Annotated in this window: 19 protein-coding genes and 1 riboswitch; of the genes, 7 read left to right on the plus strand and 12 right to left on the minus strand. The window is 41.4% G+C overall.

The genetic code is table 11. The annotated features are described in order from the left end of the window. Positions 1–9: 9 nt before the first annotated feature. Together ACED29_RS08650 and ACED29_RS08655 are read left to right on the plus strand one after the other, a co-directional pair. Positions 10–474: a DUF1456 family protein gene (locus ACED29_RS08650; RefSeq protein ID WP_371697478.1), complete on the plus strand. Its 465-nt coding sequence runs from the start codon at positions 10–12 to the stop codon at positions 472–474. A gap of 239 nt (positions 475–713) precedes the next feature. Next, positions 714–2,402 carry an NAD-dependent malic enzyme gene (locus tag ACED29_RS08655; protein ID WP_182697490.1) on the plus strand — a complete coding sequence of 563 codons (1,689 nt, stop codon included), beginning with the start codon at positions 714–716 and terminating at the stop codon, positions 2,400–2,402. A gap of 145 nt (positions 2,403–2,547) precedes the next feature. On the opposite strand, the gene ACED29_RS08660 is transcribed toward ACED29_RS08655, so the two are convergent. Next, a complete protein-coding gene (locus ACED29_RS08660) occupies positions 2,548–2,982 on the minus strand; it encodes a DUF3069 domain-containing protein (RefSeq protein ID WP_124015565.1) in 435 nt (144 codons plus the stop codon). A gap of 10 nt (positions 2,983–2,992) precedes the next feature. Then, the gene (locus tag ACED29_RS08665) at positions 2,993–3,529 is read right to left on the minus strand and encodes a phosphatase PAP2 family protein (protein ID WP_124015564.1); all 537 of its coding nucleotides are present in this window, start codon (positions 3,527–3,529) and stop codon (positions 2,993–2,995) included. A 234-nt stretch (positions 3,530–3,763) separates the two neighbouring features. Here ACED29_RS08665 and ACED29_RS08670 point away from each other — a divergent pair, with 234 nt between their 5' ends. Together ACED29_RS08670 and queG are read left to right on the plus strand one after the other, a co-directional pair. Beyond that, entirely contained in the window at positions 3,764–5,650 is a 1,887-nt protein-coding gene (locus ACED29_RS08670; RefSeq protein WP_182741330.1) for a diguanylate cyclase, read from the plus strand. A gap of 40 nt (positions 5,651–5,690) precedes the next feature. Continuing rightward, positions 5,691–6,920, plus strand: coding sequence for a tRNA epoxyqueuosine(34) reductase QueG (gene queG / locus ACED29_RS08675; protein WP_182755045.1), 1,230 nt, complete (start codon positions 5,691–5,693; stop codon positions 6,918–6,920). 14 nt (positions 6,921–6,934) lie between these two features. Here the strand turns inward: queG and ACED29_RS08680 are convergent, their stop codons facing one another. Both ACED29_RS08680 and metE read right to left on the minus strand, forming a co-directional pair. Next, positions 6,935–7,147: a dodecin gene (locus ACED29_RS08680; protein WP_124015561.1), complete on the minus strand. Its 213-nt coding sequence runs from the start codon at positions 7,145–7,147 to the stop codon at positions 6,935–6,937. Between the two features lie 199 nt (positions 7,148–7,346). Next, positions 7,347–9,638, minus strand: a complete 2,292-nt coding sequence (gene metE, locus ACED29_RS08685; RefSeq protein WP_371697479.1) for a 5-methyltetrahydropteroyltriglutamate--homocysteine S-methyltransferase — start codon at positions 9,636–9,638, stop codon at positions 7,347–7,349. 155 nt (positions 9,639–9,793) lie between these two features. On the opposite strand from metE, the gene ACED29_RS08690 reads away from it, so the two are divergent. Beyond that, entirely contained in the window at positions 9,794–10,696 is a 903-nt protein-coding gene (locus tag ACED29_RS08690; RefSeq protein WP_182722685.1) for a LysR family transcriptional regulator, read from the plus strand. Here ACED29_RS08690 and ACED29_RS08695 read toward each other — a convergent pair. The 6 genes from ACED29_RS08695 to ACED29_RS08720 form a co-directional block, all read right to left on the minus strand. Then, positions 10,679–11,419, minus strand: a complete 741-nt coding sequence (locus ACED29_RS08695) for an HDOD domain-containing protein (RefSeq protein WP_182697495.1) — start codon at positions 11,417–11,419, stop codon at positions 10,679–10,681. The genes ACED29_RS08690 and ACED29_RS08695 overlap by 18 nt on opposite strands. 141 nt (positions 11,420–11,560) lie before the next feature. Then, positions 11,561–13,540, minus strand: a complete 1,980-nt coding sequence (locus ACED29_RS08700) for a TonB-dependent receptor (protein ID WP_371697480.1) — start codon at positions 13,538–13,540, stop codon at positions 11,561–11,563. A 139-nt stretch (positions 13,541–13,679) separates the two neighbouring features. After that, positions 13,680–13,898, minus strand: a riboswitch (cobalamin riboswitch). 374 nt (positions 13,899–14,272) lie between these two features. Continuing rightward, positions 14,273–14,938: a hypothetical protein gene (locus ACED29_RS08705; RefSeq protein WP_371697481.1), complete on the minus strand. Its 666-nt coding sequence runs from the start codon at positions 14,936–14,938 to the stop codon at positions 14,273–14,275. Between the two features lie 125 nt (positions 14,939–15,063). After that, positions 15,064–15,387, minus strand: a complete 324-nt coding sequence (locus ACED29_RS08710) for a DUF3622 domain-containing protein (RefSeq protein ID WP_182697498.1) — start codon at positions 15,385–15,387, stop codon at positions 15,064–15,066. 195 nt (positions 15,388–15,582) lie between these two features. After that, positions 15,583–17,496 carry a U32 family peptidase gene (locus ACED29_RS08715; protein ID WP_124015554.1) on the minus strand — a complete coding sequence of 638 codons (1,914 nt, stop codon included), beginning with the start codon at positions 17,494–17,496 and terminating at the stop codon, positions 15,583–15,585. 176 nt (positions 17,497–17,672) lie between these two features. Beyond that, positions 17,673–18,239: a phosphoribosyltransferase gene (locus ACED29_RS08720; protein WP_101085918.1), complete on the minus strand. Its 567-nt coding sequence runs from the start codon at positions 18,237–18,239 to the stop codon at positions 17,673–17,675. A 369-nt stretch (positions 18,240–18,608) separates the two neighbouring features. On the opposite strand from ACED29_RS08720, the gene ACED29_RS08725 reads away from it, so the two are divergent. Together ACED29_RS08725 and ACED29_RS08730 are read left to right on the plus strand one after the other, a co-directional pair. Then, positions 18,609–19,274, plus strand: coding sequence for a DNA-J related domain-containing protein (locus ACED29_RS08725; RefSeq protein ID WP_124015553.1), 666 nt, complete (start codon positions 18,609–18,611; stop codon positions 19,272–19,274). Positions 19,275–19,731: 457 nt separating this feature from the next. After that, the gene (locus tag ACED29_RS08730) at positions 19,732–20,388 is read left to right on the plus strand and encodes a thiol:disulfide interchange protein DsbA/DsbL (protein ID WP_182697499.1); all 657 of its coding nucleotides are present in this window, start codon (positions 19,732–19,734) and stop codon (positions 20,386–20,388) included. A 124-nt stretch (positions 20,389–20,512) separates the two neighbouring features. On the opposite strand, the gene ACED29_RS08735 is transcribed toward ACED29_RS08730, so the two are convergent. After that, entirely contained in the window at positions 20,513–21,043 is a 531-nt protein-coding gene (locus ACED29_RS08735) for a cytochrome b/b6 domain-containing protein (protein ID WP_124015551.1), read from the minus strand. Positions 21,044–21,046: 3 nt separating this feature from the next. Further along, positions 21,047–21,568: a menaquinone-dependent protoporphyrinogen IX dehydrogenase gene (gene hemG, locus ACED29_RS08740; protein WP_124015550.1), complete on the minus strand. Its 522-nt coding sequence runs from the start codon at positions 21,566–21,568 to the stop codon at positions 21,047–21,049. Between the last annotated feature and the right edge of the window lie 74 nt (positions 21,569–21,642).

The following is a 21,642-nucleotide window of genomic DNA, read 5'->3' on the forward strand; positions in this document are numbered from 1 at the left end:
GAGAGCCTTATGATTAACAACGATATTCTTCGCCGTATTCGCTTTGTGTTTGACTATTCAAATGCCAAAATGATTAACATTTTCAGCCAAGCCAATGTAGACATGTCTTCAGAGCAGATTATTGCGCTGTTGAAAAAAGAGGAAGAAGAAGGTTATCAAGCATGTAATGACACATTAATGTGCCAATTCTTAGATGGTTTGATCATTCAAAATCGTGGCTTAAAGCCTGGAGCAGAAGTGCCAGCGCCTTTGAAGCAATTGACCAACAATCTAATATTCAAAAAATTACGCGTTGCACTTGAAATGCGTGAAGAAGATATTATTGCCACGTTACTGTTAGCCGATTTTTCGATGACTAAATCTGAGTTAGGTGCGTTATTCCGTAACCCAGATAATAAAAACTATAAGCCATGTGGTGACCAAGTGTTAAGAAACTTCGTCAAAGGTTTATCAGTCAAACATCGCGGCAAGTAATATTCGCCTAGATATTGAGATAATGCTTTATGAATGCGTAGCTTAGGCTACGCATTTTTGTTTTTAGCGTTTACATATAAACAACCAAAAATGAGAGATGAATAAAAATACTTAAGAATAATGTGATTTGACTCACTTAACAGACCACAAAAAAGATCAGACGTGATAATCTATAATCGTAAGAAAACCAGCCCTATTCTAATAATGATCTAACTGGATCTAACACATTAAGGTTCCCCATGGACGATAACAAACGCCCCCTCTATCTTCCTTTTGCTGGCCCGGCCATTCTTGAATCACCACTGCTTAATAAAGGCAGCGCATTTAGTGAAGAAGAGCGGGTATTTTTTAATCTTGAAGGCCTCATTCCTTGGGTTATTGAAACCATTGATGAACAAGCTTCTCGTGCGTACGAACAATTTAAAAACTTCACCAATGATCTCGATAAACACATCTATTTACGCAATATTCAAGATACTAACGAAACCCTATTTTATCGTTTAGTACGTAATAACATTAGCGAAATGATGCCGATTATCTACACGCCTACGGTAGGATTAGCCTGTGAACGCTTTTCTAAAAACTATCGTCGTAACCGTGGCTTATTTATTTCATATCCGAATAAAGATCGCATTGATGATATTTTAAATAACTCAACTCGCCAAAAAGTGAAAGTCATTGTGGTTACCGATGGAGAACGTATTCTCGGTTTAGGTGACCAAGGTATTGGCGGTATGGGGATCCCAATTGGTAAGTTATCACTTTACACCAGCTGCGGCGGAATTAGTCCGGCCTATTGCTTGGCAGTAACATTAGATGTGGGTACCGATAATCCGCATTTAATCGAAGACCCTATGTACATGGGCTGGCGTCATCAACGTATTGGCGGCGAAGAATATACTGAATTTGTTGAAGCTTTCATGCAGGCTGTGAGCCGTCGTTGGCCAGATGCGTTAATTCAATTTGAAGATTTTGCGCAAAAAAATGCCATGCCATTGCTTGAGCGTTATAAAGATCAATACTGTAGTTTTAACGATGATATTCAAGGTACAGCAGCAGTTACTGTTGGGTCACTTCTTGCGGCATCTAAAGCGGCGAAGAGTAAGCTTAGCGAACAACGGATTACCTTCTTAGGTGCGGGCAGTGCGGGTTGCGGTATTGCTGAAGCGATTGTGGCACAAATGGTTTCAGAGGGCATTAGTGAACAACAAGCTCGTTCACAAGTCTTTATGGTTGATCGTTGGGGCTTATTACTTGATAACATGCCTAACTTATTACCATTCCAACAAAAGTTAGCTCAACCTTGCTCTACGATTGAAGCATGGGAAAATTACAGCGACAATATTTCGTTACTTGATGTTGTGAACAACGCTAAACCTACTGTACTCATTGGGGTATCTGGTTCGCCAGGTTTATTCACTGAAGAAATCATTAGAGCAATGCACAAGCATTGTAAACGTCCAATTGTATTCCCATTATCAAATCCAACGAGCCGCGTTGAAGCGACTCCTAAAGATATTTTGCATTGGACATCAGGCCAAGCATTAGTAGCAACAGGCAGTCCATTTGAACCTGTCGTTGTGAATGATGAGACCTTTGAGATAGCGCAATGTAATAATAGCTTTATCTTCCCTGGCATTGGCTTAGGAGTACTATCTTGCGGCGCGAAGCGTGTGTCTGACGAAATGCTCATGGCATCTAGCCGTGCATTAGCAGAGTGTTCACCTCTAGGTAAAGAGGGAACTGGGTCGCTATTGCCACGCTTAGAAGATATTCAATCTGTCAGTAAATATATTGCTTTTGCTGTTGCTAGAGCCGCCATTGATCAAGGTTTGGCACTGCCCTGCACTGATGAATTACTGCTGCAATCAATTGAAGCTAACTTCTGGGAACCTGAATACCGTCGTTACAAACGTACGTCATTCTAACTTATTGATAAGTAAGTTTAAGTTATCTTTAACCATAAAAAATCCCAACCTGAGTTGGGATTTTTTGTTTCTAGCAAACAATCAATTTATCTGCCCATAAACTTTGGCTTATATATCTGGCAACGCCAAACTTAAGTGCACAAAATTAGGCAGACATGACTAATTTAAAGCTATTCAATAATGGTCTGTCAGTACGCGCTTTTTTAAGCTTACGTATACACTCTCTCAATGATTGCTCGGCTAAACGGCCAAATACACCATCATATTCATTATTGTTCATTTCTTCTTCAGAGTCGGCACTATCAGCAATTTCTTGTGCAACACGGCTTAACTGCATCCACGCATTGGCAATGTAAAAGCCATGAAACTCCGCTTTAGTCATTAACTTTTGCGCACTCGCTGGCAAACCATTCCATGCATTGGCAAACGTATTGGCTTTGTCGTCAATAAGTTCGCTAAACAAACCTTCATAAGCCTCAAGCAAGGTTTCAGGTAACTTATCCATCGGCAACACTTTATTGGCTACGTTATACGAAATTTGTTTTGCGACTTCTTGATACTGCGGGTCAACTTTTGTCATGTTTTTCTCTCTAAAATCTGCCACTAATGTACACGCCGTAAGTGTCTGATGAGGCAATTGGAACAATACTAATCCCTTTATAAGGGTCGGTGAAATACCACCCCGCCACGATACCAATGGCAGCGCCAGCCAATACATCTTCCACATGATGTTGATCACTGGCAACACGCGTATATGCTACATAAGAAGCTACCGCATATGATGGAATGCCATATTTCCAGCCGTAACGCTGGTTGATAAATGTCGCTGCAGCAAAGGTATCGGCACTGTGACCAGATGGAAATGAATCATTACCACTGCCATCTGGGCGATCTTTTTCTATACCGTATTTCAGTGCTTCAACTAACAATCGACTTGATACACCGGTTTTAACTAATTGCCAAGCACCTTGATAATCATCTTCGACAATTAAACTTCCTGCCAATGCAGTGGCCGGAAGTAATATGTGCAAAGCGTCACCCGATGTTTCCAGGCTTCCTTCAGCATGACAAGGCGATAATGCTATCAGCAAACTTAATCCGATAAATTGCACAATTCTCTGCAACATTTCTATCTCTGTTTATTTCCAAAGGCGTCTTTATACTCGTCTAGATAACTGAATGCAAATAGCCCTGAGTCGCCAGAAAAATACCCTTAACAGTGAATAAGATTAACATATTGATAAAAATAAGATTATTGAACAATAATGCAAGGCTATAATTTAATCACAAGACTTTTCAAGTCGAAGTCTGTTAGTCTTTGTCACATAGAATTAACAATAACAACTTGAGAAAATGCATCCTTGCCCACTTTAAAGCTAAGCAGCATTATTCATATCATTATGCTTGTCTGTGCCATTGGATTTAGCAGCATTGCTTATGCTAATCCAGTGAAGAATTTACGCGCCGATGAAATTTATACACTATTAGACAGTGGTAACTTTATATCCGATGAAGATAATCGTAAATTACTCAGCGAGTATAAAAGTATCTTGTCGGATGACGATATTATTCGCCAAGAACTCTATATACGTCTTAATTGCTGGAGTTTGCCGGCGAACACAACGGAAGAAATGCAAGCCGCGGTTAAATATGCCGATAAATACCTGCAAATATATCGTCAGCCAGCCCCCTCTTTAATCCAGATTGATCTGCAGTATTGTAAGGCTTGGTTTTTGTATGCGCAGGGAGAAAGTGACAGCTTATTTGCCGACCTAAATACAGCGATACTTAATGCTTATAAACTTGAAGACCCGCGCTTGATTGCGGATGGCCGAAGCACTAGAGGTGCAATCCTATCTTATTTAGGTAATTTTTCTGAAGCACTTGAAGATCTTATTACAGCGCAAAACTTATATGAGTCTCTTAATTTAACTTATTGGGCAAATGTTAATTTAGGTGAGCTGGCCAATAGTTATCGCCGCTTTGGCGATGCCCGGACCGCATTAACATATCAAATAAAACTCGAAAATAGTTATCTCAAAAATAAACAGATTTATGAAGCCAATCTCACCAATAATCAAATTGCGCTGTCATTAGAGAAGCTTGAACGTTATGAAGAAGCCATTGAACGCTTCCAAAAAACGCGCGATTTTTGGTTAACAGAAAATAACCCCATTGCTGCTGCGGATGCATCTATTAGTATTGCCGGTAACTTAATCAGCTTAAATAGACTTAAAGACGCTGAGGTGATTCTGCATGATGCTCAAAAGGTGATTACACCCAAAAATGATAACAGTTATAGCTACATGAATTTATTTATGGCCAAGGTGCATTACCAGCAAGAGCTTTATCAGCAAGCATTAATCGATATTGACCAGGCTGAAAAAGCATTTAATTTCAGTAATAATATCCGTGGCCTCAATCAAGTGTTGCAGCTAAAAAGCGAAATATATCAAGCCTCACAACAATGGCAACTGGCGTATGAAACCCTAAAATTGTTTGTCGAGTCACATCTATCATATGACAAAAAAGTACTTTCAGAGCGCAATGCGGAGATGCAAGCTCGATTTGATAACAACAAGATTCAAACTGAAAATACAATGCTTATTCAAAGGGATAAAGAAAAACAGCTGCAATTGGACATCATGAAGCGCAATGAAGACATGCAGATCATTATTATCAGCTTAGTCGCGATCATTTTAGTGATTGTATCTATCTTCGCCTACAAACAACTGCTCAGAAAACGACTGTTTAGGCGTTTAGCGCTCACCGATGAACTGACCAAAGTAGCCAATAGACGTGATTCACATTCTCAAGGTAATTACTTTTTAAAAATCGCTCAGCAATCATCCACGCCATTATCATTGATTTCATTTGACGCTGATAACTTTAAAGCCGTTAACGATACATTAGGCCACGATATGGGCGATAAAGTACTGGTAAAACTAGCGGCAATTAGTACAAGCATGATGCGTGACACTGATGTGATTGGTCGAGTTGGTGGTGAAGAGTTTTTGATTTTATTACCTAATATCGACAAAGCAAAAGCCATTGAGATTGCTAATCGCTTAGTCGAGACCATAGCAAAATATGATTGGTCACAAATCTCGCCTAATTTGCATCAAACAATCAGTGCCGGAGTCGCCAGTTACACCAATGAAACAGAGTTGTCGCCATTATTGCTAAAAGCCGACAAAGCGCTCTATTCTGCCAAAGCTGCCGGCCGAAATTGTGTCAAAGCCGAGTAAAACGCGTATAATTTCCATGTGTTTACTTAATGATAGTGTTATGACAACAACGACCCCAGTATTAACGCCTGATCCAATTACCGATCCTGAGATCAATTCAATCCCCGAGCCCTGCCCATTGACCGCAGCTCAGCTTGATGTGCTCAATAGACAGATCAAGCTTTGGGGTAAAGAACTTGGTTTTGCTCATATTGGTGTTGCTGATGTCGACTTAAGCCAACATGAGGCAGTATTACAAGATTGGTTAGATAAAGGTTACCACGGTGAGATGGCTTACATGGCTAATCATGGAATGATGCGGGCTAGACCCGCTGAATTACATCCAGGAACCATTAGAGTCATTTGTGCCCGGATGGATTATCTACCGCCTGACGCTGGCTTTGCCAGTAATTTAACCGACCCCAACCTTGGTTATATTTCTCGCTATGCCGGTGGACGTGATTATCATAAATTAATCCGCCAACGGCTTAAAAAACTCGGTGATAAAATTCATCAATATTGCCAACAATCCGACTTTCACAACACAGATTTTAGACCGTTTGTTGACTCTGCACCGATTTTAGAACGTCCATTAGCCGATAAAGCGGGACTAGGCTGGACGGGCAAGCACTCACTCATTTTACACCCTGATGCCGGCAGTTGGTTTTTCCTCGGCGAGTTATTAATTAACTTACCTTTGCCGTTAGATATCCCAATCGAAGAAGGCTGCAACACTTGCGTAGCCTGCATAAAGTCATGCCCAACAGATGCGATTGTCGAACCCTATGTGGTCGATGCAAGGCGATGTATATCTTACTTAACCATTGAATTGCAGGGCGCTATTCCAGAAGAGTTTCGTCCACTCATCGGCAATCGTATTTATGGCTGTGATGATTGCCAACTCGTGTGCCCAGTTAATGCTAAAGCACCACTGACCCAAGAGACAGATTTTCATACTCGCAGTGCGCTTATTCAACCCGATTTACTGACTCTATTTGCGTGGTCTGAAAGCCAATTTTTAAGCCAAACAGAAGGCAGCGCGATTCGCCGAATTGGCCATAAACGTTGGTTACGTAATATCGCGATAGCATTAGGTAATGCTCCGGCTAATCCGGCCATTATTAGTGCATTAGAGCAACGTAAACACAGTGATGAAGTAGATGGCATGGTGCTTGAACATATTGAATGGGCATTAGTGCAACAAATACAAAAAGCGCCACAGTCGGCGCTTTCACGTAAAACTCAACGAGTGATCAGATCAATCCAAAAGGGTCTACCCAGAGATGCATAAACAACATGCGACAACTAAGCATTAGGGTCTAAGGTAAAACCCACTTTAACGGTGACTTGCCAGTGAGCCACTAAACCTTCTTCCAAGTGACCACGGGTTTCGATAACTTGAAACCAGCGCAAATGTAATAAACTTTTATTGGCTTCTGCAATCGCATTTTTGATCGCCTCATCTGAACTGATCGGTGATGAACCCACTAGCTCAATGACTTTATAAGTGTGACTCATAATCGCTCCTTTTGTTAACTGAAAGACGTATTTTGAGTGTAGTCAATAATGGCTCAGTTCACAGCAAATAGGCTCAATGAGTCCGCAGTGAATACCCCATCAGCCAGTATCACAAGGTTGAGAAGTTAATCACAGAGTTCTGCACTCCAGCGATCAGCTGGTGGAGCACAATGACCCATTGTGAGCAGCATCATGCTAATTAACATTGGCGTCGAAGCACTTTAGTCGCTGCAATCATATTGCGCAGCGCTGGCTCTACTTCATCCCAAGTACGGGTTTTTAAACCACAATCAGGGTTAACCCATAATTGTTTCACCGGCACTTTCTGCGAAGCTTTAGTAATAAGGTCAACCATTTCGGCTACCGTTGGAATATTGGGCGAGTGAATGTCATACACCCCAGGACCAATTTCGTTCGGGTAACAAAAATCTTCAAACGCATTCAATAATTCCATCCGTGAGCGCGAAGTTTCAATGGTGATCACATCAGCATCCATAGCCGCTATGGCATTAATGGTGTCATTAAATTCGCTGTAACACATGTGAGTATGGATTTGAGTTGCATCGTCTACACCAGCCGCCGACAACTTAAAGGCATCTACTGCCCAAGTTAAATAATCTGCCCACTGGCTCTGCTTAATCGGTAAACCTTCACGAAATGCTGGCTCGTCAATTTGAATAATGCCAATGCCGGCTTTTTCTAAATCGATCACTTCATCGCGCACCGCTAACGCAAGTTGATTGGCAATATCTTGACGAGGGATATCTTCTCGAGCAAACGACCAATGCAAGATGGTCACTGGGCCTGTTAGCATGCCTTTGACAGGCTTGTCGGTTAAACTTTGCGCATAGGTAGCCCAATCAACCGTCATCGGCTTAGGACGTGATACATCACCATAAATTAGCGGTGGTTTTACACAACGAGAGCCATAACTTTGCACCCAACCAAATTGAGTAAAGCCAACACCGTCGAGCTGTTCACCAAAATACTCCACCATGTCATTTCGTTCAGCTTCACCGTGCACTAATACGTCAATACCGAGTTTAAGTTGACGACAAATGGTGTCCTGAGTGACTTGCTCAAGCTGTAATCGGTAATCAGTGTCATTGATTTCGCCTTTACGCCAGCGTTTGCGTAAACCACGAATCGCAGGCGTTTGCGGAAATGAGCCTATGGTGGTTGTGGGAAGTAATGGCAGTGCTAGCTTCTGTTGCTGAGCAATAATACGCCGAGCAAAAGGGCTATGACGTTCAAAATCACTCGCAGTAAGCTGTAACACACGTTGAACAACCTCTTGATTAGCTGCAGCAGCTTTGGCTAAACGCCTTTGCTGGCAACGATCAATAATCACTTGGCTGCTTTGTGAATCTTGATCGTTAATTAGCTGCTGAATGTCACTAAGTTCAAACAGTTTCTGTTTGGCAAATGCTAATTGTCCCTGTAACGGACTGATCAATTGCGTCTCGACGTCAACATCAACCGGACAATGTAACAATGAACATGAAGGTGCAATCCACAAACGATCGCCCAACGTGGTCGCTAATTCTGCCAGCTGATCAGCAATAACATCAACATCGGCAGCCCACACGTTGCGACCATTAATTACTCCAACCGATAAAATTTGTTGGCTGCCGAGCGCTTTGATAAACGCCTCAACTTGTTGTGATGCTGTGACTAAATCAAGATGCAAACCATCAACCGGTAATGCACTCACCAATGCTTGATGATGGCCAATAGAGCCATAATAACTGGCAAGTAATATCTTCAATGATGCCGGCTTTTGTTGCGCTAAAAATTGATAACTGTGGCGAATGGCTTGCTGCCACTCCTCGGTTAAGTCTGCGGCTAATACTGGCTCATCAAGTTGTACCCAACTCACACCTTGGTCTGCAAAACGTTGCAAAATCTGCTGATAAACCGTCAGTAGCTGCGGTAATAACGATAGCTTGTTAAACTCAGTCAGGCTTTTCGATAAATACAAATACGTCACTGGGCCAAGCAATACCGGTTTTACTTGATGACCGAGTTGCTGCGCTTCACTGACGTCATCAAACAACTGTTCAAAGGCAATCTCGAAGCTTTGATCAGCGCTTAATTCAGGCACTTGATAATGATAGTTAGTGTTAAAAAACTTGGTCATTTCTGCCGCACAAGCATGTTGGCCAGTTTGCGATCGGCCACGGGCAACACGAAATAAGGTGTCTATATCGATAGGCGCTTGACTGCCATCGGCTTGAGTAGCTCGGTGGCGATCTGGGATCACATTTAAGGTGGCACTTAGGGTTAATACTTGGTCGTAATAAGCAAAGTCGCCTACTGGAACTAACTCAACGCCGGCATCTGCTTGCCACTGCCAATGCGTTTTTTTTAATTCACTGGCGACCTGTTTCAGTTCAAATAATGAGATTTCTGCGCGCCAATAACGCTCAAGTGCAAACTTCAATTCACGCTGACGTCCAATGCGGGGAAATCCTAAACTTGAAATTTTCATGCTGCTTTCCTTTTCGTTGAAGCAAAATTTATAGCCATTTATGCAGAAAAACCCGCATAGGCGTCTGGACGTCTAGAAGTTTATTGTGCTACTCTGCTGTCAAGCAATCGAATTGATTTCATCGGCTAGTTGAGCAAGATTCATGTGGAGAGAAAATGATAGAGCTTAGACACCTTCGCACCTTGATGGCGTTAAAGGAAAGTGGCAGTTTAGCGGGTGCAGCTAAAAAACGATTTGTAACCCAGTCGGCGCTTTCTCATCAAATAAAAGAGTTAGAAACACGGATTAACTCAACTATTTTTGTTCGTAAAAGTAAACCGTTAACGTTTACTCACGAAGGTTCACGTCTGCTGAATTTAGCGGAAGAAATCTTACCGAAAGTGATTGCAACCGAATCTGATCTTAAGCGCGGTTTAGAGGGTGAAAGCCACCAACTTAAGCTCGGCATTGAATGCCACAGTTGTTTTCGTTGGTTAATGCCGGTTATTGAACAATTTAAACAATATGCGCCAGCAGCTCAAATTGATATTTCAAGTCGTCATTTATTTGATTCACTCAATGCGCTGGAAACAGGGAGTTTAGACATAGTGCTCACCTCTGACCCAGTACCTGGACATAGCGTAGCTTATCAACATCTATTTGATTTTGAAGTAAAGTTAGTCGTTGCCAGTGATCACGCATTAGCGGCACAAGCCTTTGTAACGCCAGCTCAATTGGCAAAGCAAACTTTAATCAGTTACCCAGTGCCTCTCGCGCGTTTAGACATATACAAACACTTTTTAGAGCCCGCGGGTATTGAACCTGGTGAGCAAAAACAATGCGACTTGACCTCAATGTTATTGCAGCGAGTTGCCTGTAATGACGGCGTAGCCACCCTACCAACTTGGTCTATCCGAGAAAGTCAGGGGCTGAGTCTTACGGCGGTAAAATTAGGCGCAGAAGGACTAAAACGTCCATTGTTTGGCGCGTATCGCCGCGATGCCACTAATGCAAATTTAATCCAACAGTGGCTCGAGCTGGTAGCAAGTGAAGGTATAAATTTACAGCGGGTTGATTAATAAACCTCTTTTAGATAACACGCGTCGAAGCACAAGTCCTGGAGAATCAGGGTTTTGTGTTTGGCGTAAGTTATGGGCAATTAAAAATTCTTCGCGTAAATCGTCATCCAATCCTAATGCATCAAATGCATCAAGGGATAATTGTTGTTGCTGGTTATCAATCAGTGATTTTAATACTTTTAGTGACACGGGGCGAGACAGCTCTGCATTTAAATAGGCAAAAGCCGTTAATACAATCACCTGACCAAAAACACTAAATAATGCTAAGGTTTGCATTTCATCCGCATCAATTTTGATGTTATCACCGGTTTCAATCTGCTCACGTAACTGTTCTAAACAATCATCTGCAATCGTTTCATTTAAGGCCCAATAACCTTGAACTAATTTTTTGTAAGGTTCAGAAAGTTCATCAAGGCGTTCTTTAAGATAAAATGAAAATGCATATCGATAGATATTCACTTGGCCTAAACGAATTAAGCAATCTTTAACACTGCGACTTTTAGTCGATATCATTCCAGCTGAATGGGCGCTATTACTGCGCAATAACAAGTGTGCAGCCAATGCCGGATCAGCAGAGACTATGTCGATTACGATTCTAATATCAGCTTCGTTAATCAGGGCTTTTTTTAATGGAATTAATATGCCACGACGACCAATGACTTGCTCTTCATTGCTAATAATAGCTTTAACTTGAGTAAAAACTTGTTGCTCAAGACTCGTCATATCTATCGATTACCTTTTTAAAATTAACACACTGTTAATCAATTTAACGGTATATTAAAACGAAAGCCAGCGATAGTTTACTGGCTTTCATAAGTAATAATTTACTGGCTGTTGTGACTAAGACTTGATCAACCGAATTATCTAGAAACGATAACCCGCTGTAAGTCTAATTGAACGACCAGTACCTGAATAATAGCCACTGCCATAAGCAGAGTAATACCCTGTGCCGACATAGTCTTCATCAAGTAAATTATCAATACGTAAACTGGCACTCCACCCTACATAGCTGTAATTCAACGCAAGGTTGGTTAATACATAACTGTCTAACTTATCGCCAGTATTGCTGTTGTCGCCTTCCATGTAACGCTCGCCAGTGTAAACACCTTCAACAAACGCTTGCCAATGAGCAGATATATCGTAACTCATATAAGCTTTACCAGAGTGCTTGGCCACCCAAGATAATGCTTTACCGTCGTTCTCGCCTTGAGTGAATTCTGCATCAATATAGTCGTACGACGCACCTAATAACCAATTCGTTGAAAGCTGCACATCATAAGCCGTGCTTATACCAAAACGACGCGACTTATCAGCGTTAACGTTAGCACCGCCACCATAAGGACCATCGGTACGACCACCTTCGTAAACAATCTCATCTTCTAATTCAAGTTGATAAGCATTGATCTTCAATGTTTGAGTGGTAGTGGTATAATCCCAACCCGCTTCATAAGAGCGACCCGTTTGTGGATCTAACCCCTGAGTTGTCAACGGTGTATAAGCTTGTTCATCGACTTTGGCAAAGCGGAAGTTATCATTAGCACGAACATAAAAACGATGTTCGCTGCTCGGACGATAATTAACACCAAACTCAAGTGCATGGGCGTCATTATCAATTTCAATACGGTTTGGATAAAGTAACTGATCATACAAATCGTCAGTCACTTCCGAGTAACGGCCACCTACTACATAAGATAATGTCTTGGTAATAGGCACTGATGCTTGAACATAAGCACTACGTTGAGTCTGTTTATTATTGCGTTGAATAGAAGCCGTATCAAAATCTGCTTCACCTGTACTCACATCAATGCCGGTGACCAAATTCAAGTCGCCATGATCTAAGTGATAATTGGCGGTCGCTTTAGGCGAAAAGCTTAATAAGTCACGCTCAATTCGCCCTTCACTGCCATATAACAGACTGGTGATTAACGTGTCAGAATAGGTTAAATCGGCACTCAATGCCCAAATATTATTTAACTGGTACTGATAGCCACTGCGTAATGCGGTGGTCATTTCATGAGTGAATTCACCCTCAGAAAAAGGAGCCACTTGACGAGGATTGGCTTGATATTGCGCTAAGGTCAGTGCACCTGGTACTTGACGATCATTATCAAAATAATTAACTTCGACAAAAAAGTCTTCTACGTCAGTTTGATACTGAATGCGACCTAAAATAGAACTGGTGTCATTGTCGTTATTGTCGCGGTAATTATCACTTTTGTTATAACTCGCCGCTAAAAAGTAACGCCATGCATCATTGATAGCACCCGAAATATCACCTTTAGCTTCATAAGTGTCAAAACTGCCACCGCTGATTTGTATGCCACCACTGGTTTCTGTTGGTGCTTTAGTAATAATATTGATAACGCCGCCAACAGCTTGATCGCCATATAACACACCTGCACTACCAGATAGAATCTCAACTCGCTCAATTAAGTTAATTGGAATAGATTCAATACTCGGTGCTGCAATATCAATGTTATTCAGTCTGCGTCCATCGACTAAAATCAGGGTGTTATTCGCCGCTTGCGAAGCTGAAAATCCGCGCATAGAAAATACTGTTCCCGAATTATTATCCGACACCTGAATACCAGATTGTCCACGTAATAAATCGGTTAAGTTAGTCGCGCCGCTCATTTGAATGTCAGCAGCATCAATCACATTGACGTTGGCAGCAATATTTAATGGCTTAGCAGCATTACGACCAATAACCACTAGGGTTTCATCCATGCTGATTGCTGAAGATGAAGAAGATGAAGCCGCTGAGTCTGCTGCCATAGCATTCACACTGACTACACTGAAGAATGCACTTAATAGCAATGCAATTTTTGTTGGTTTAGTACCCATTTACCTTTAACTCCTGAAAGGAAAAATGGGGCAAAAGTGCCGCAATATAGATGACGACTGTTGGCAAATCTACAGATCAATTCTTAGCGTATGCCAACAAGCGGTATTATATTACATTTCGAGATCTGCCCACCGAAATCATCGAAATCACCTTTAAGGCCGGTCTCCGGACTAAGGCTGTGGTGCTAAGACCTCAATGGCATAGCACACGCGAGTCTAGATGATTAACGCAATCGAGTTGCGCACCTGACTCTCACCAATCACCGTTGCGGGGGCAGTACCAGACTTGCACTGGTTTCCCGATTATCCTGCTGTGGGATATTGACCCACGGCAAGCACCATAAAGATTGACTCACTCACCTCAACGCTGACTTAGCCTTTAGGTGAGCGATTAAAATAACATGAGGCTCAGCTCAACATTAAAAAATATGTCTTTGGTTATGACAAGCTTGTATTAAGTCACTGCGTGCTAAACGTAACCGTTTGCGCAGCAAAATAATAACGCGGCGATTATAACGGATCCTAAGGTGTACTTCATACTGACAAAAGGTAATCTCACAGATAATTCAACTTAATGATAAATAAACTCATAGATTGCGATGGTCTTAAAGGCTAAGGGAGCTGGTGAGCACACATTTACATTCGTAAACATCAATATGTAAAGTTGAAACTTGGATACAAATAAGTGTAAATGACATCTTCGGGTTAATGTTCAACACCGAGAAAAAATGATTAGGGCTGGGTCATGAACTGACGATAATTATCGATAGTGATAGGTGCGGTATCAGGAGTAAATATGTCGGTACGAATAGATTTATGAATAAGATAGACATCATCGTCGTCACTTATTACCGTAAAATAGCCCATTTCACCTTGTAAAGGGGATATAAAAGACGTTTCAATCACAGCTGAAGCGCTATGAATATTAGGCATACTGGTACAACCTAATAAACCATGCACAGCCTCGAGGCCATCCACCTTAGAACTGCCGAGCTGTTGATAAATAACCTGCCCTTGGCAATGTTGTCGATAAGTGTCAGCCATTGAATTTAAAAATTGTTCTGGTTCAACGTCATCGGCTAAGCCCTTAAAGCCTTGCATACAGACTAAACGAGACCAATTATTTAACGACTCATCACTAGGAACAAACTCAGCCATGGTCATATCACCACGTTTTTCATTAAAGGCAAGCTTCCAATCCAATGGTGGTAAAAAACCAAACTTCGCAGACAGCTTTGTCAGTTGCTGAACATCATCAGACATCACAGCAGTAGCTGATGAATGACCAACTTCACCAAATGTCATGGGGATTTGAGAGGTAGCAGATGCACTACTCGGGAACAGGAACAATATCCCTAAGCACCCCGAGCAGCCAATAATTGCAGCAATCTTGTTCATCCAAATGAATCCTTATTTGGTCAAGATAAAGATAAGTTGATCGAAACCATTCTAATTGAGCATATCCTATCCTGAACATACAAAAATTGAAACTTATCTATAACATTTACATCTTGGATAACATATTAATTAAACGTTTCGTCATCTTCAGCATCATCTTCGGCGTCGAAAAGTTCTTCTTCGTCGATAGCTGATTCAGCAGCAATGGCCGCGGCTACGCTTTTAGCTTTAAGGTGTTTCTCAGTTTTACGCTTGTTACGATCAGCTTGCTTAGCTAAAAAACCTTGCAGTGATTGCTCGCCCCATGCAATGGCTTCAGCTTCTGTGGCAAAACCATCTTGGCTTTTTGATACTATGGTTTTAGTCGCTGTCATACGACGAGTAATTTCAGTTTTCCACGTGTTTTCAATTTGAATAACACGTAAAGCATACTTTTTGCTATCGCTCATAATCTATTCTTTCCTAACTTAAGGTATCACAGGCTTAAACCCGTGAAATTTCAGCCGCGCAGTGTACTCGAAACGCACGAGTTTGGGCAGCTATTTAATGGCTGTTTTTTCAGCTTATTCAAAAAACTTATCCAGTGACAAGGAGAATATTGCCACTGGAAAAGCAATGATGAATAAAATATTGCTGCTACACCATTATTGTTTGACTAATTGGTTGGAGCCAACAATCATCATTTCGCATTTATGGCAGTCGAATACTAACTTCAATTTATCTTTGCCAACATCTAAAAACATCGGATCAGCTTTAATACCTTCAACTTCTTTCGGGCATAAATTAAAGCTGTAGCGGAGACAATGTTTGGTCACCATTAACGGCGCATCATGTAACACATTATTTTTTTCATAGGTGTCTTCAATTTGAATCACCCCATGTTGATGATAAAACGATTTGGCTTTTTCGTTGGCCACATTGGATAAAAAGCTCAATGCTTTTTGTGGAAAACGCGCCGTTTTATCATGCACCCAACGCTCAGGTCGTTGGTAACTGGCAACCCTTGCCGCCATTAATGCACTTACAGCATCGCGGCGTAACTCATTGACCACAGAGGCAGGTAAAAACCACATGGTTTGTGTCAGCAAATTAATCTTATTCAGCACAAAGTCGCTACTGCCAAGTTTACTAAGTTGTTTTTTCAAATTTTCAGCGGTTTTAGCCTGATCATTAGCAGGAGCTTTGTCGCACACTAAAGTGACGGTGGCACTAATATTATGCACATCGGTAATCGTTAAGCCTACGCCGTCATCAGTATCAAAGAATTGCATATCGACAGCAATTTTACGGCTAGCTGAATCTTTGTTGAGGATAGCTTCGAACTTATGATCAAAGTTTCGGAACATCATCACCCCAATTTTAAGATCTTTGGGCACTTCAGTTAAATATAAGGTGTTGCCCTCTGCGCGGTTGATGCGTACACCAGAGAGTTTATCGTCAGACAAACGCTGAGTTTCATAATGCTCAACAAAGAAACACAGACCATCACCATTGTTAAAGTGAATGTCTTTACCACTTTCACTGGTATCGATTTTAATAAAGTCTTTACCGACATGAGTAATTCGGCCCACTTTTTCACCAATAAACTTAGGCGAACTAAAATGCTCAATCGCCTCGGTCCGTTCATTAACAAAATAATCGGTTTTACCGCGGTTAAAGCTTTTATCAGGATCGGGAGTAAAATTAAATTCGCAACGACCATGAGAGATAGATTCAAGATCGGCACGCTTGGCAATAATTGCATCAAGCTGCTGGCGATAATGTGCGGTAACATTCTTAAGGTAAGTAATATCTTTTAAACGGCCTTCAATTTTAAACGAGCTAATACCCGCATCAATTAATGCCTCTAAATTATCCGTTTGATTATTATCTTTTAATGACAATAAGTGCTTATTTTCGGCTAAGACCTCGCCTTCACGCGTGGTCAAATTACAGGGTAATCGACACATTTGTGAACATTCACCGCGATTAGCACTTCGATTAGAGTAAGCGTGACTTAAATTACACAAACCACTGTAGCTGACGCACAGAGCGCCATGAATAAAGAACTCTAACTTCATTTTTGTGCTGGCTGCGATATCACGAATTTGGGGAATATTCAGCTCGCGGGCTAACACCACCTGAGAAAAACCAACTTGCTCAAAAAATACCGTTTTTTCTGGGCTGCGGTTATCGGTTTGGGTGCTGGCATGTAACGCAATAGGCGGAAGATCAAATTGTAACACCCCCATGTCTTGCACAATCAAGGCATCGACGCCCGCTTCATAAAGCTGCCAAATTAGCTTTTGGGCTTTATCAAGTTCGTCATCCATTAAAATAGTGTTTAAGGCCACAAACACCTGGGCATGATAACGATGAGCAAATTCTGCTAAGCGAGCAATGTCTTCAATACTGTTGCCAGCATTGTGACGGGCACCAAACGCTGGGCCACCAATATAAACCGCATCAGCACCATGACGAATAGCTTCAATGCCATAATCGGCATTTTTAGCGGGGGCTAAGAGTTCTAACTGGCGCTTTACAGGAGCCTCTGGGGTGAACAATTCTACAGAAACCATAATGTTAACTATATTTCGCATCAATTCGGATAAAAAAGTGCGCCAACATACTAATATTATCGCATTGACATAAGTATGTTGGCGCACTCGCATAGTGCTTGTATTTTAGCAAACTTTACCCAAAGTTCTAAGTAAATTCGTTGCTAATAACCGCGATAAGCTGTGCTGCATTACGCTTATAAAAACAGCTCTTGGATGTTTTTAAAGTCAGCTTTGCCTTCAGCAATTTCTTGTGGGTTTAAACCAGACACTTCATGTGGGAACACTAACCAATCTTCAGATGAATGAATGAAATATTCTGGTTTTAGGTCCACTTTAGTGTTTTTCGGTTTGTAGTAAGGGCAGGCAATACGGATATCCGTTGGCATGTTCAAGCGCATAAACTTTCTTAACTTACCAATAAGCGCATCAATGCTGCGCCCTGAGTCAAAGACGTCATCAACAATCAACAAACCATCACTGGCGTTAGCGTTTTCAATAATATAATGCAGACCATGTACTTTAATATTTTTATCTTGCTTATCGGTTCCAATGCCATAATAAGAAGAGGTTCTCACCGCGATGTGGTCAGTTTCAACTTTCTTAAAATCGAAATATTCTTGTACTGCAATACCGATTGGAGCACCGCCGCGCCAAATACCCACAATAAACTGTGGTCGAAAGCCACTGTCATACACTTGTGCAGCGAGTCTAAATGAATCTTCCAGTAGTTGTTGCGCACTAATAAAGTGTTTATCTGTCATTGGTTAAGCCCCCGATTATTTTATTGCGGGGAATTTTATACCAAATAAAGCTTTCTTGCCTGTAAGAATAGTAATTAATTGATCAAGGTAAATAAAAAATTTAACCGCTTAATGAAATCGCAATCCCCTGTAATCAGCCAGCTGATGCTGTCCATCCTCGCTTGATTGAATCATTTGCTCGGCGCCAGATTACCAAGCCCTTAAGCATTACATTCAGGTCGAGGTCCAGATCGCCAAATAAAGCTGCATATGTAGGCTCAAATCGACATCTCTGCGAGTATAAATCTACTTGTGATTAACAACGGCTATGGCATAGTGTGGTTTCATGATAAGTAGAATTTATCGCCAATTCAGGATGAATACACCACCATGTTACTCAATAAAACCTTACACTCGGCCCATGCTCCTGAATGGGACGATACAAATAAAAGCAATCAAATCAATGCAAATAAAAGTGATAATCCGCTTATATGGCCTGTGCTGAGTTTATTGCAGTCAACTAATCAAAGTTGGAAAGTGCATCATTTAGCCAGCGAGTTGCAAGCCAAAGGGCTAATGCACAACCTTGATCCGTTACCGGAAAAAGATCTTTTTAAACGTAACTTTTTATTGATGAATGCCTTGTATGAATTACAAGATATATTAATGCCCAAACAGTGGTTACAAGTTAAGGCAATGGAAATCCAAATATTTAGGATTATTCCGGCCAGTGCAGATGTCCAACATATTCGCGATGGTGCATTACGCGATTACTATCTCGACTGGGCTAATTACGATGCCAGCGTTAACGTAGTGCGAGAAATGCTCGAGTCGTTCTGGTCAACTTATAAAGAGTATATTGGCGTTAATATCAAGTTAATGCATGTGGGCCAAGCCTTAAAAGTGTTTGAACTGGATGAAACTGCTACCGATAGAGACATCCGTAAACAATGGCGTAAGCTGGCGCTTAAATGGCATCCAGACCGCGATCAAGGCAATGCTGAACGTTTCCGTGAAGTGTGCGAAGCATGGCAAACTCTAAAAGAGTCACTCTAGTCTGCAAACATAATTACCAGCTAATGGCTTAACTGCACCTTTGTATAAACCATTAGCATAACGACAACGTCGACAGTATTTGTCCCTATCATTCATAGTATCTGTCCCTATCACTCATAGTACTGTGTATAACGAGTCCACATTAACATGTTGAGCGGCGCATTGACTGTTAATCGCCAACGCTTACAGCACTCAATAACATCAACAGAGCGGAATAATACCTGCAGCAGAAACACATCTTTTATTGCCACCTCATCACATCATCTCGCCACATGATTCAATTGGCTCACTTCAATATCCGCAGTTAACCTCATAAAGCACGCATCGGTCACGAAATTAGCGCCTTTTTAAGTGATGATTTAAGTCATAATTCAGCTTAAAAACTTACCCTATTTAACTAAAGCAGATAAGTCTATTGCTCGCGATGACTTGCCATCCACATTGATTTGAGGTTTACATGATTAAATATTTTGCCATTACACTGATGCTAATAACAGCCTCATTTAGCACACTCGCCACACCGTTTATTGCCGGTAAACATTACACTCAAATATCGAATAACATGGTGACCAGTTCACCTAAAATTACTGAGTTTTTTTCATTTTACTGCCATAACTGCTTCAACATGGAAACTCAGTATCTTCCTGAAATTAAAGCGGGATTAGATAAACAGATCAGCTTTGACACTAAGCATGTAGACTTTATGAACAGTGACTTAGGCACTGAAGTAATGCGTTCACTGGCTGTTATTCACCAGGTTGGTCAAGCAGACAAACTTAACCATGCAATGTTTAGCGCTATTCAAGGCGATGCAGGTGCTAATGGCCATGATCACAATGCTCAAGGTCACCAGCATCAATCACAAATCAATAGCCGTGAAGACATTCGAAAAGTCTTCAGCCAATTTGGCATCGATGCCGCAACCTATGACAACATCGCCGACAGCAGTAATACCGAGAAACAATTAGCCTTGTGGCGCCAGCAACAAGCACTATATAAAGTGAATAGCGTCCCCACCTTTATCGTTAATGATAAATACGCTATTAATATGAATGAGATGAATAGCTTAGACCAACTAATTGAATTAATGAATTTTTTAGCTCTATCGAAATAAAAACTTACTGCTAATCCTTAGTCGAAATACAGATTAGACCTAACACTTGCAATAAAAATGGCTATCAATTGATAGCCATTTTATTTACTCACTAAACTCACAGTGCCAAACTCAGACTGAAAACCTAATCAAAAAAGTCACGTAAATGCAGTAGTCCAAGTAATGCATGCAGCAGTAATACCGCCACAAAGCAGTCGGCAAACAAACTGTGATAATAACGTAAACTCAGGGCGTACTCACCACCTTGGGTCAACCACCAGCCAACACCTGTCACAGACACCAACAACAATAATAATAAACCTATGCCAGCAATCACGCTCAATAAGCCTTTGCCACCAGAATGAGGCAACTGGCCTTGAGCCAAACCGCTTATGTCTTGCCAGCACTGACGCCATTCGCCAACAAGCCAAGGAAAAAACTGCCGCCATTGACCCTGACGACAAACATGAAAGCTCAGCGCCACCGCTAATAAAGCACAACACAGGCCGCCATAAACATGCCAGTGATTCCACCCGCTGCTATTAGGGGCTAAACGACGCCCGATTAATATCCAAGGACTAGTAGCAATAAGTAATACGCTTAATCCGCCGGTTATCACATGCAGTTTAGTCGCGATAGAATCGAATAATTGCGATAGCCTTGTCGCTCGCTTCATCCATTATTCCTTAATGATCTGCTGCGCGAATTGATCCACTTTTTGCCAATCAGTAAATTCTACCTTAGTGTTGGGGTCGGTAGGACCTTTGGTTAGCCACATTATAAAGCGAATAATATTTCGATCTAATGCGTTGTAACCTTGGTAATCTAAATTACCACCAAATACCTGCAGCAACTTAGGTTGCCATGCACTTTGACTTAAAAACTGTTGCATATAATTGTTGGTTTGCGGCGTATTTTTGTGGGGTTTACGCGCCACTAAACTCACTGAAAAAAAACCACTGGGTTTACTTTCTAATTCCGCTCGATGGGTTTCAATAAATTGGTACAACGCCGGACGATGTTTGCCATGACGAATACTGGCACCAATATACACTTTATCAAACAAGGCTAAATCGGGAGCGTCATCCAAAGGGGCTACCGTCACCTGCTGATCTTGGCTAGCGAGTTGACGTTGTAAATACTCACATATTTGTTGAGTGTAACCATGCACACTAGAATGGATCAGTAAAATCTGACTCATGCTGACCTCTTATAGAAATCATTTAAAGTAATACAGTATCTTAGACCACCGATGACAGAATTTACATGAAACAG

This window comes from Shewanella sp. 5S214 (assembly GCF_041439795.1).
Classification (GTDB): Bacteria; Pseudomonadota; Gammaproteobacteria; order Enterobacterales; family Shewanellaceae; genus Shewanella; species Shewanella vesiculosa.

What these genes read in the sequence shown, in the direction of transcription:
- ACED29_RS08650 (WP_371697478.1), top strand. Translation starts at nt 10, where the DNA reads ATGATTAACAACGATATTCTTCGCCGTATTCGCTTTGTGTTTGACTAT.
- ACED29_RS08655 (WP_182697490.1), top strand. Translation starts at nt 714, where the DNA reads ATGGACGATAACAAACGCCCCCTCTATCTTCCTTTTGCTGGCCCGGCC.
- ACED29_RS08660 (WP_124015565.1), bottom strand. Translation starts at nt 2,982, where the DNA reads ATGACAAAAGTTGACCCGCAGTATCAAGAAGTCGCAAAACAAATTTCG.
- ACED29_RS08665 (WP_124015564.1), bottom strand. Translation starts at nt 3,529, where the DNA reads ATGTTGCAGAGAATTGTGCAATTTATCGGATTAAGTTTGCTGATAGCA.
- queG (WP_182755045.1), top strand. Translation starts at nt 5,691, where the DNA reads ATGACAACAACGACCCCAGTATTAACGCCTGATCCAATTACCGATCCT.
- ACED29_RS08680 (WP_124015561.1), bottom strand. Translation starts at nt 7,147, where the DNA reads ATGAGTCACACTTATAAAGTCATTGAGCTAGTGGGTTCATCACCGATC.
- metE (WP_371697479.1), bottom strand. Translation starts at nt 9,638, where the DNA reads ATGAAAATTTCAAGTTTAGGATTTCCCCGCATTGGACGTCAGCGTGAA.
- ACED29_RS08690 (WP_182722685.1), top strand. Translation starts at nt 9,794, where the DNA reads ATGATAGAGCTTAGACACCTTCGCACCTTGATGGCGTTAAAGGAAAGT.
- ACED29_RS08695 (WP_182697495.1), bottom strand. Translation starts at nt 11,419, where the DNA reads ATGACGAGTCTTGAGCAACAAGTTTTTACTCAAGTTAAAGCTATTATT.
- ACED29_RS08700 (WP_371697480.1), bottom strand. Translation starts at nt 13,540, where the DNA reads ATGGGTACTAAACCAACAAAAATTGCATTGCTATTAAGTGCATTCTTC.
- ACED29_RS08705 (WP_371697481.1), bottom strand. Translation starts at nt 14,938, where the DNA reads ATGAACAAGATTGCTGCAATTATTGGCTGCTCGGGGTGCTTAGGGATA.
- ACED29_RS08710 (WP_182697498.1), bottom strand. Translation starts at nt 15,387, where the DNA reads ATGAGCGATAGCAAAAAGTATGCTTTACGTGTTATTCAAATTGAAAAC.
- ACED29_RS08715 (WP_124015554.1), bottom strand. Translation starts at nt 17,496, where the DNA reads ATGGTTTCTGTAGAATTGTTCACCCCAGAGGCTCCTGTAAAGCGCCAG.
- ACED29_RS08720 (WP_101085918.1), bottom strand. Translation starts at nt 18,239, where the DNA reads ATGACAGATAAACACTTTATTAGTGCGCAACAACTACTGGAAGATTCA.
- ACED29_RS08725 (WP_124015553.1), top strand. Translation starts at nt 18,609, where the DNA reads ATGTTACTCAATAAAACCTTACACTCGGCCCATGCTCCTGAATGGGAC.
- ACED29_RS08730 (WP_182697499.1), top strand. Translation starts at nt 19,732, where the DNA reads ATGATTAAATATTTTGCCATTACACTGATGCTAATAACAGCCTCATTT.
- ACED29_RS08735 (WP_124015551.1), bottom strand. Translation starts at nt 21,043, where the DNA reads ATGAAGCGAGCGACAAGGCTATCGCAATTATTCGATTCTATCGCGACT.
- hemG (WP_124015550.1), bottom strand. Translation starts at nt 21,568, where the DNA reads ATGAGTCAGATTTTACTGATCCATTCTAGTGTGCATGGTTACACTCAA.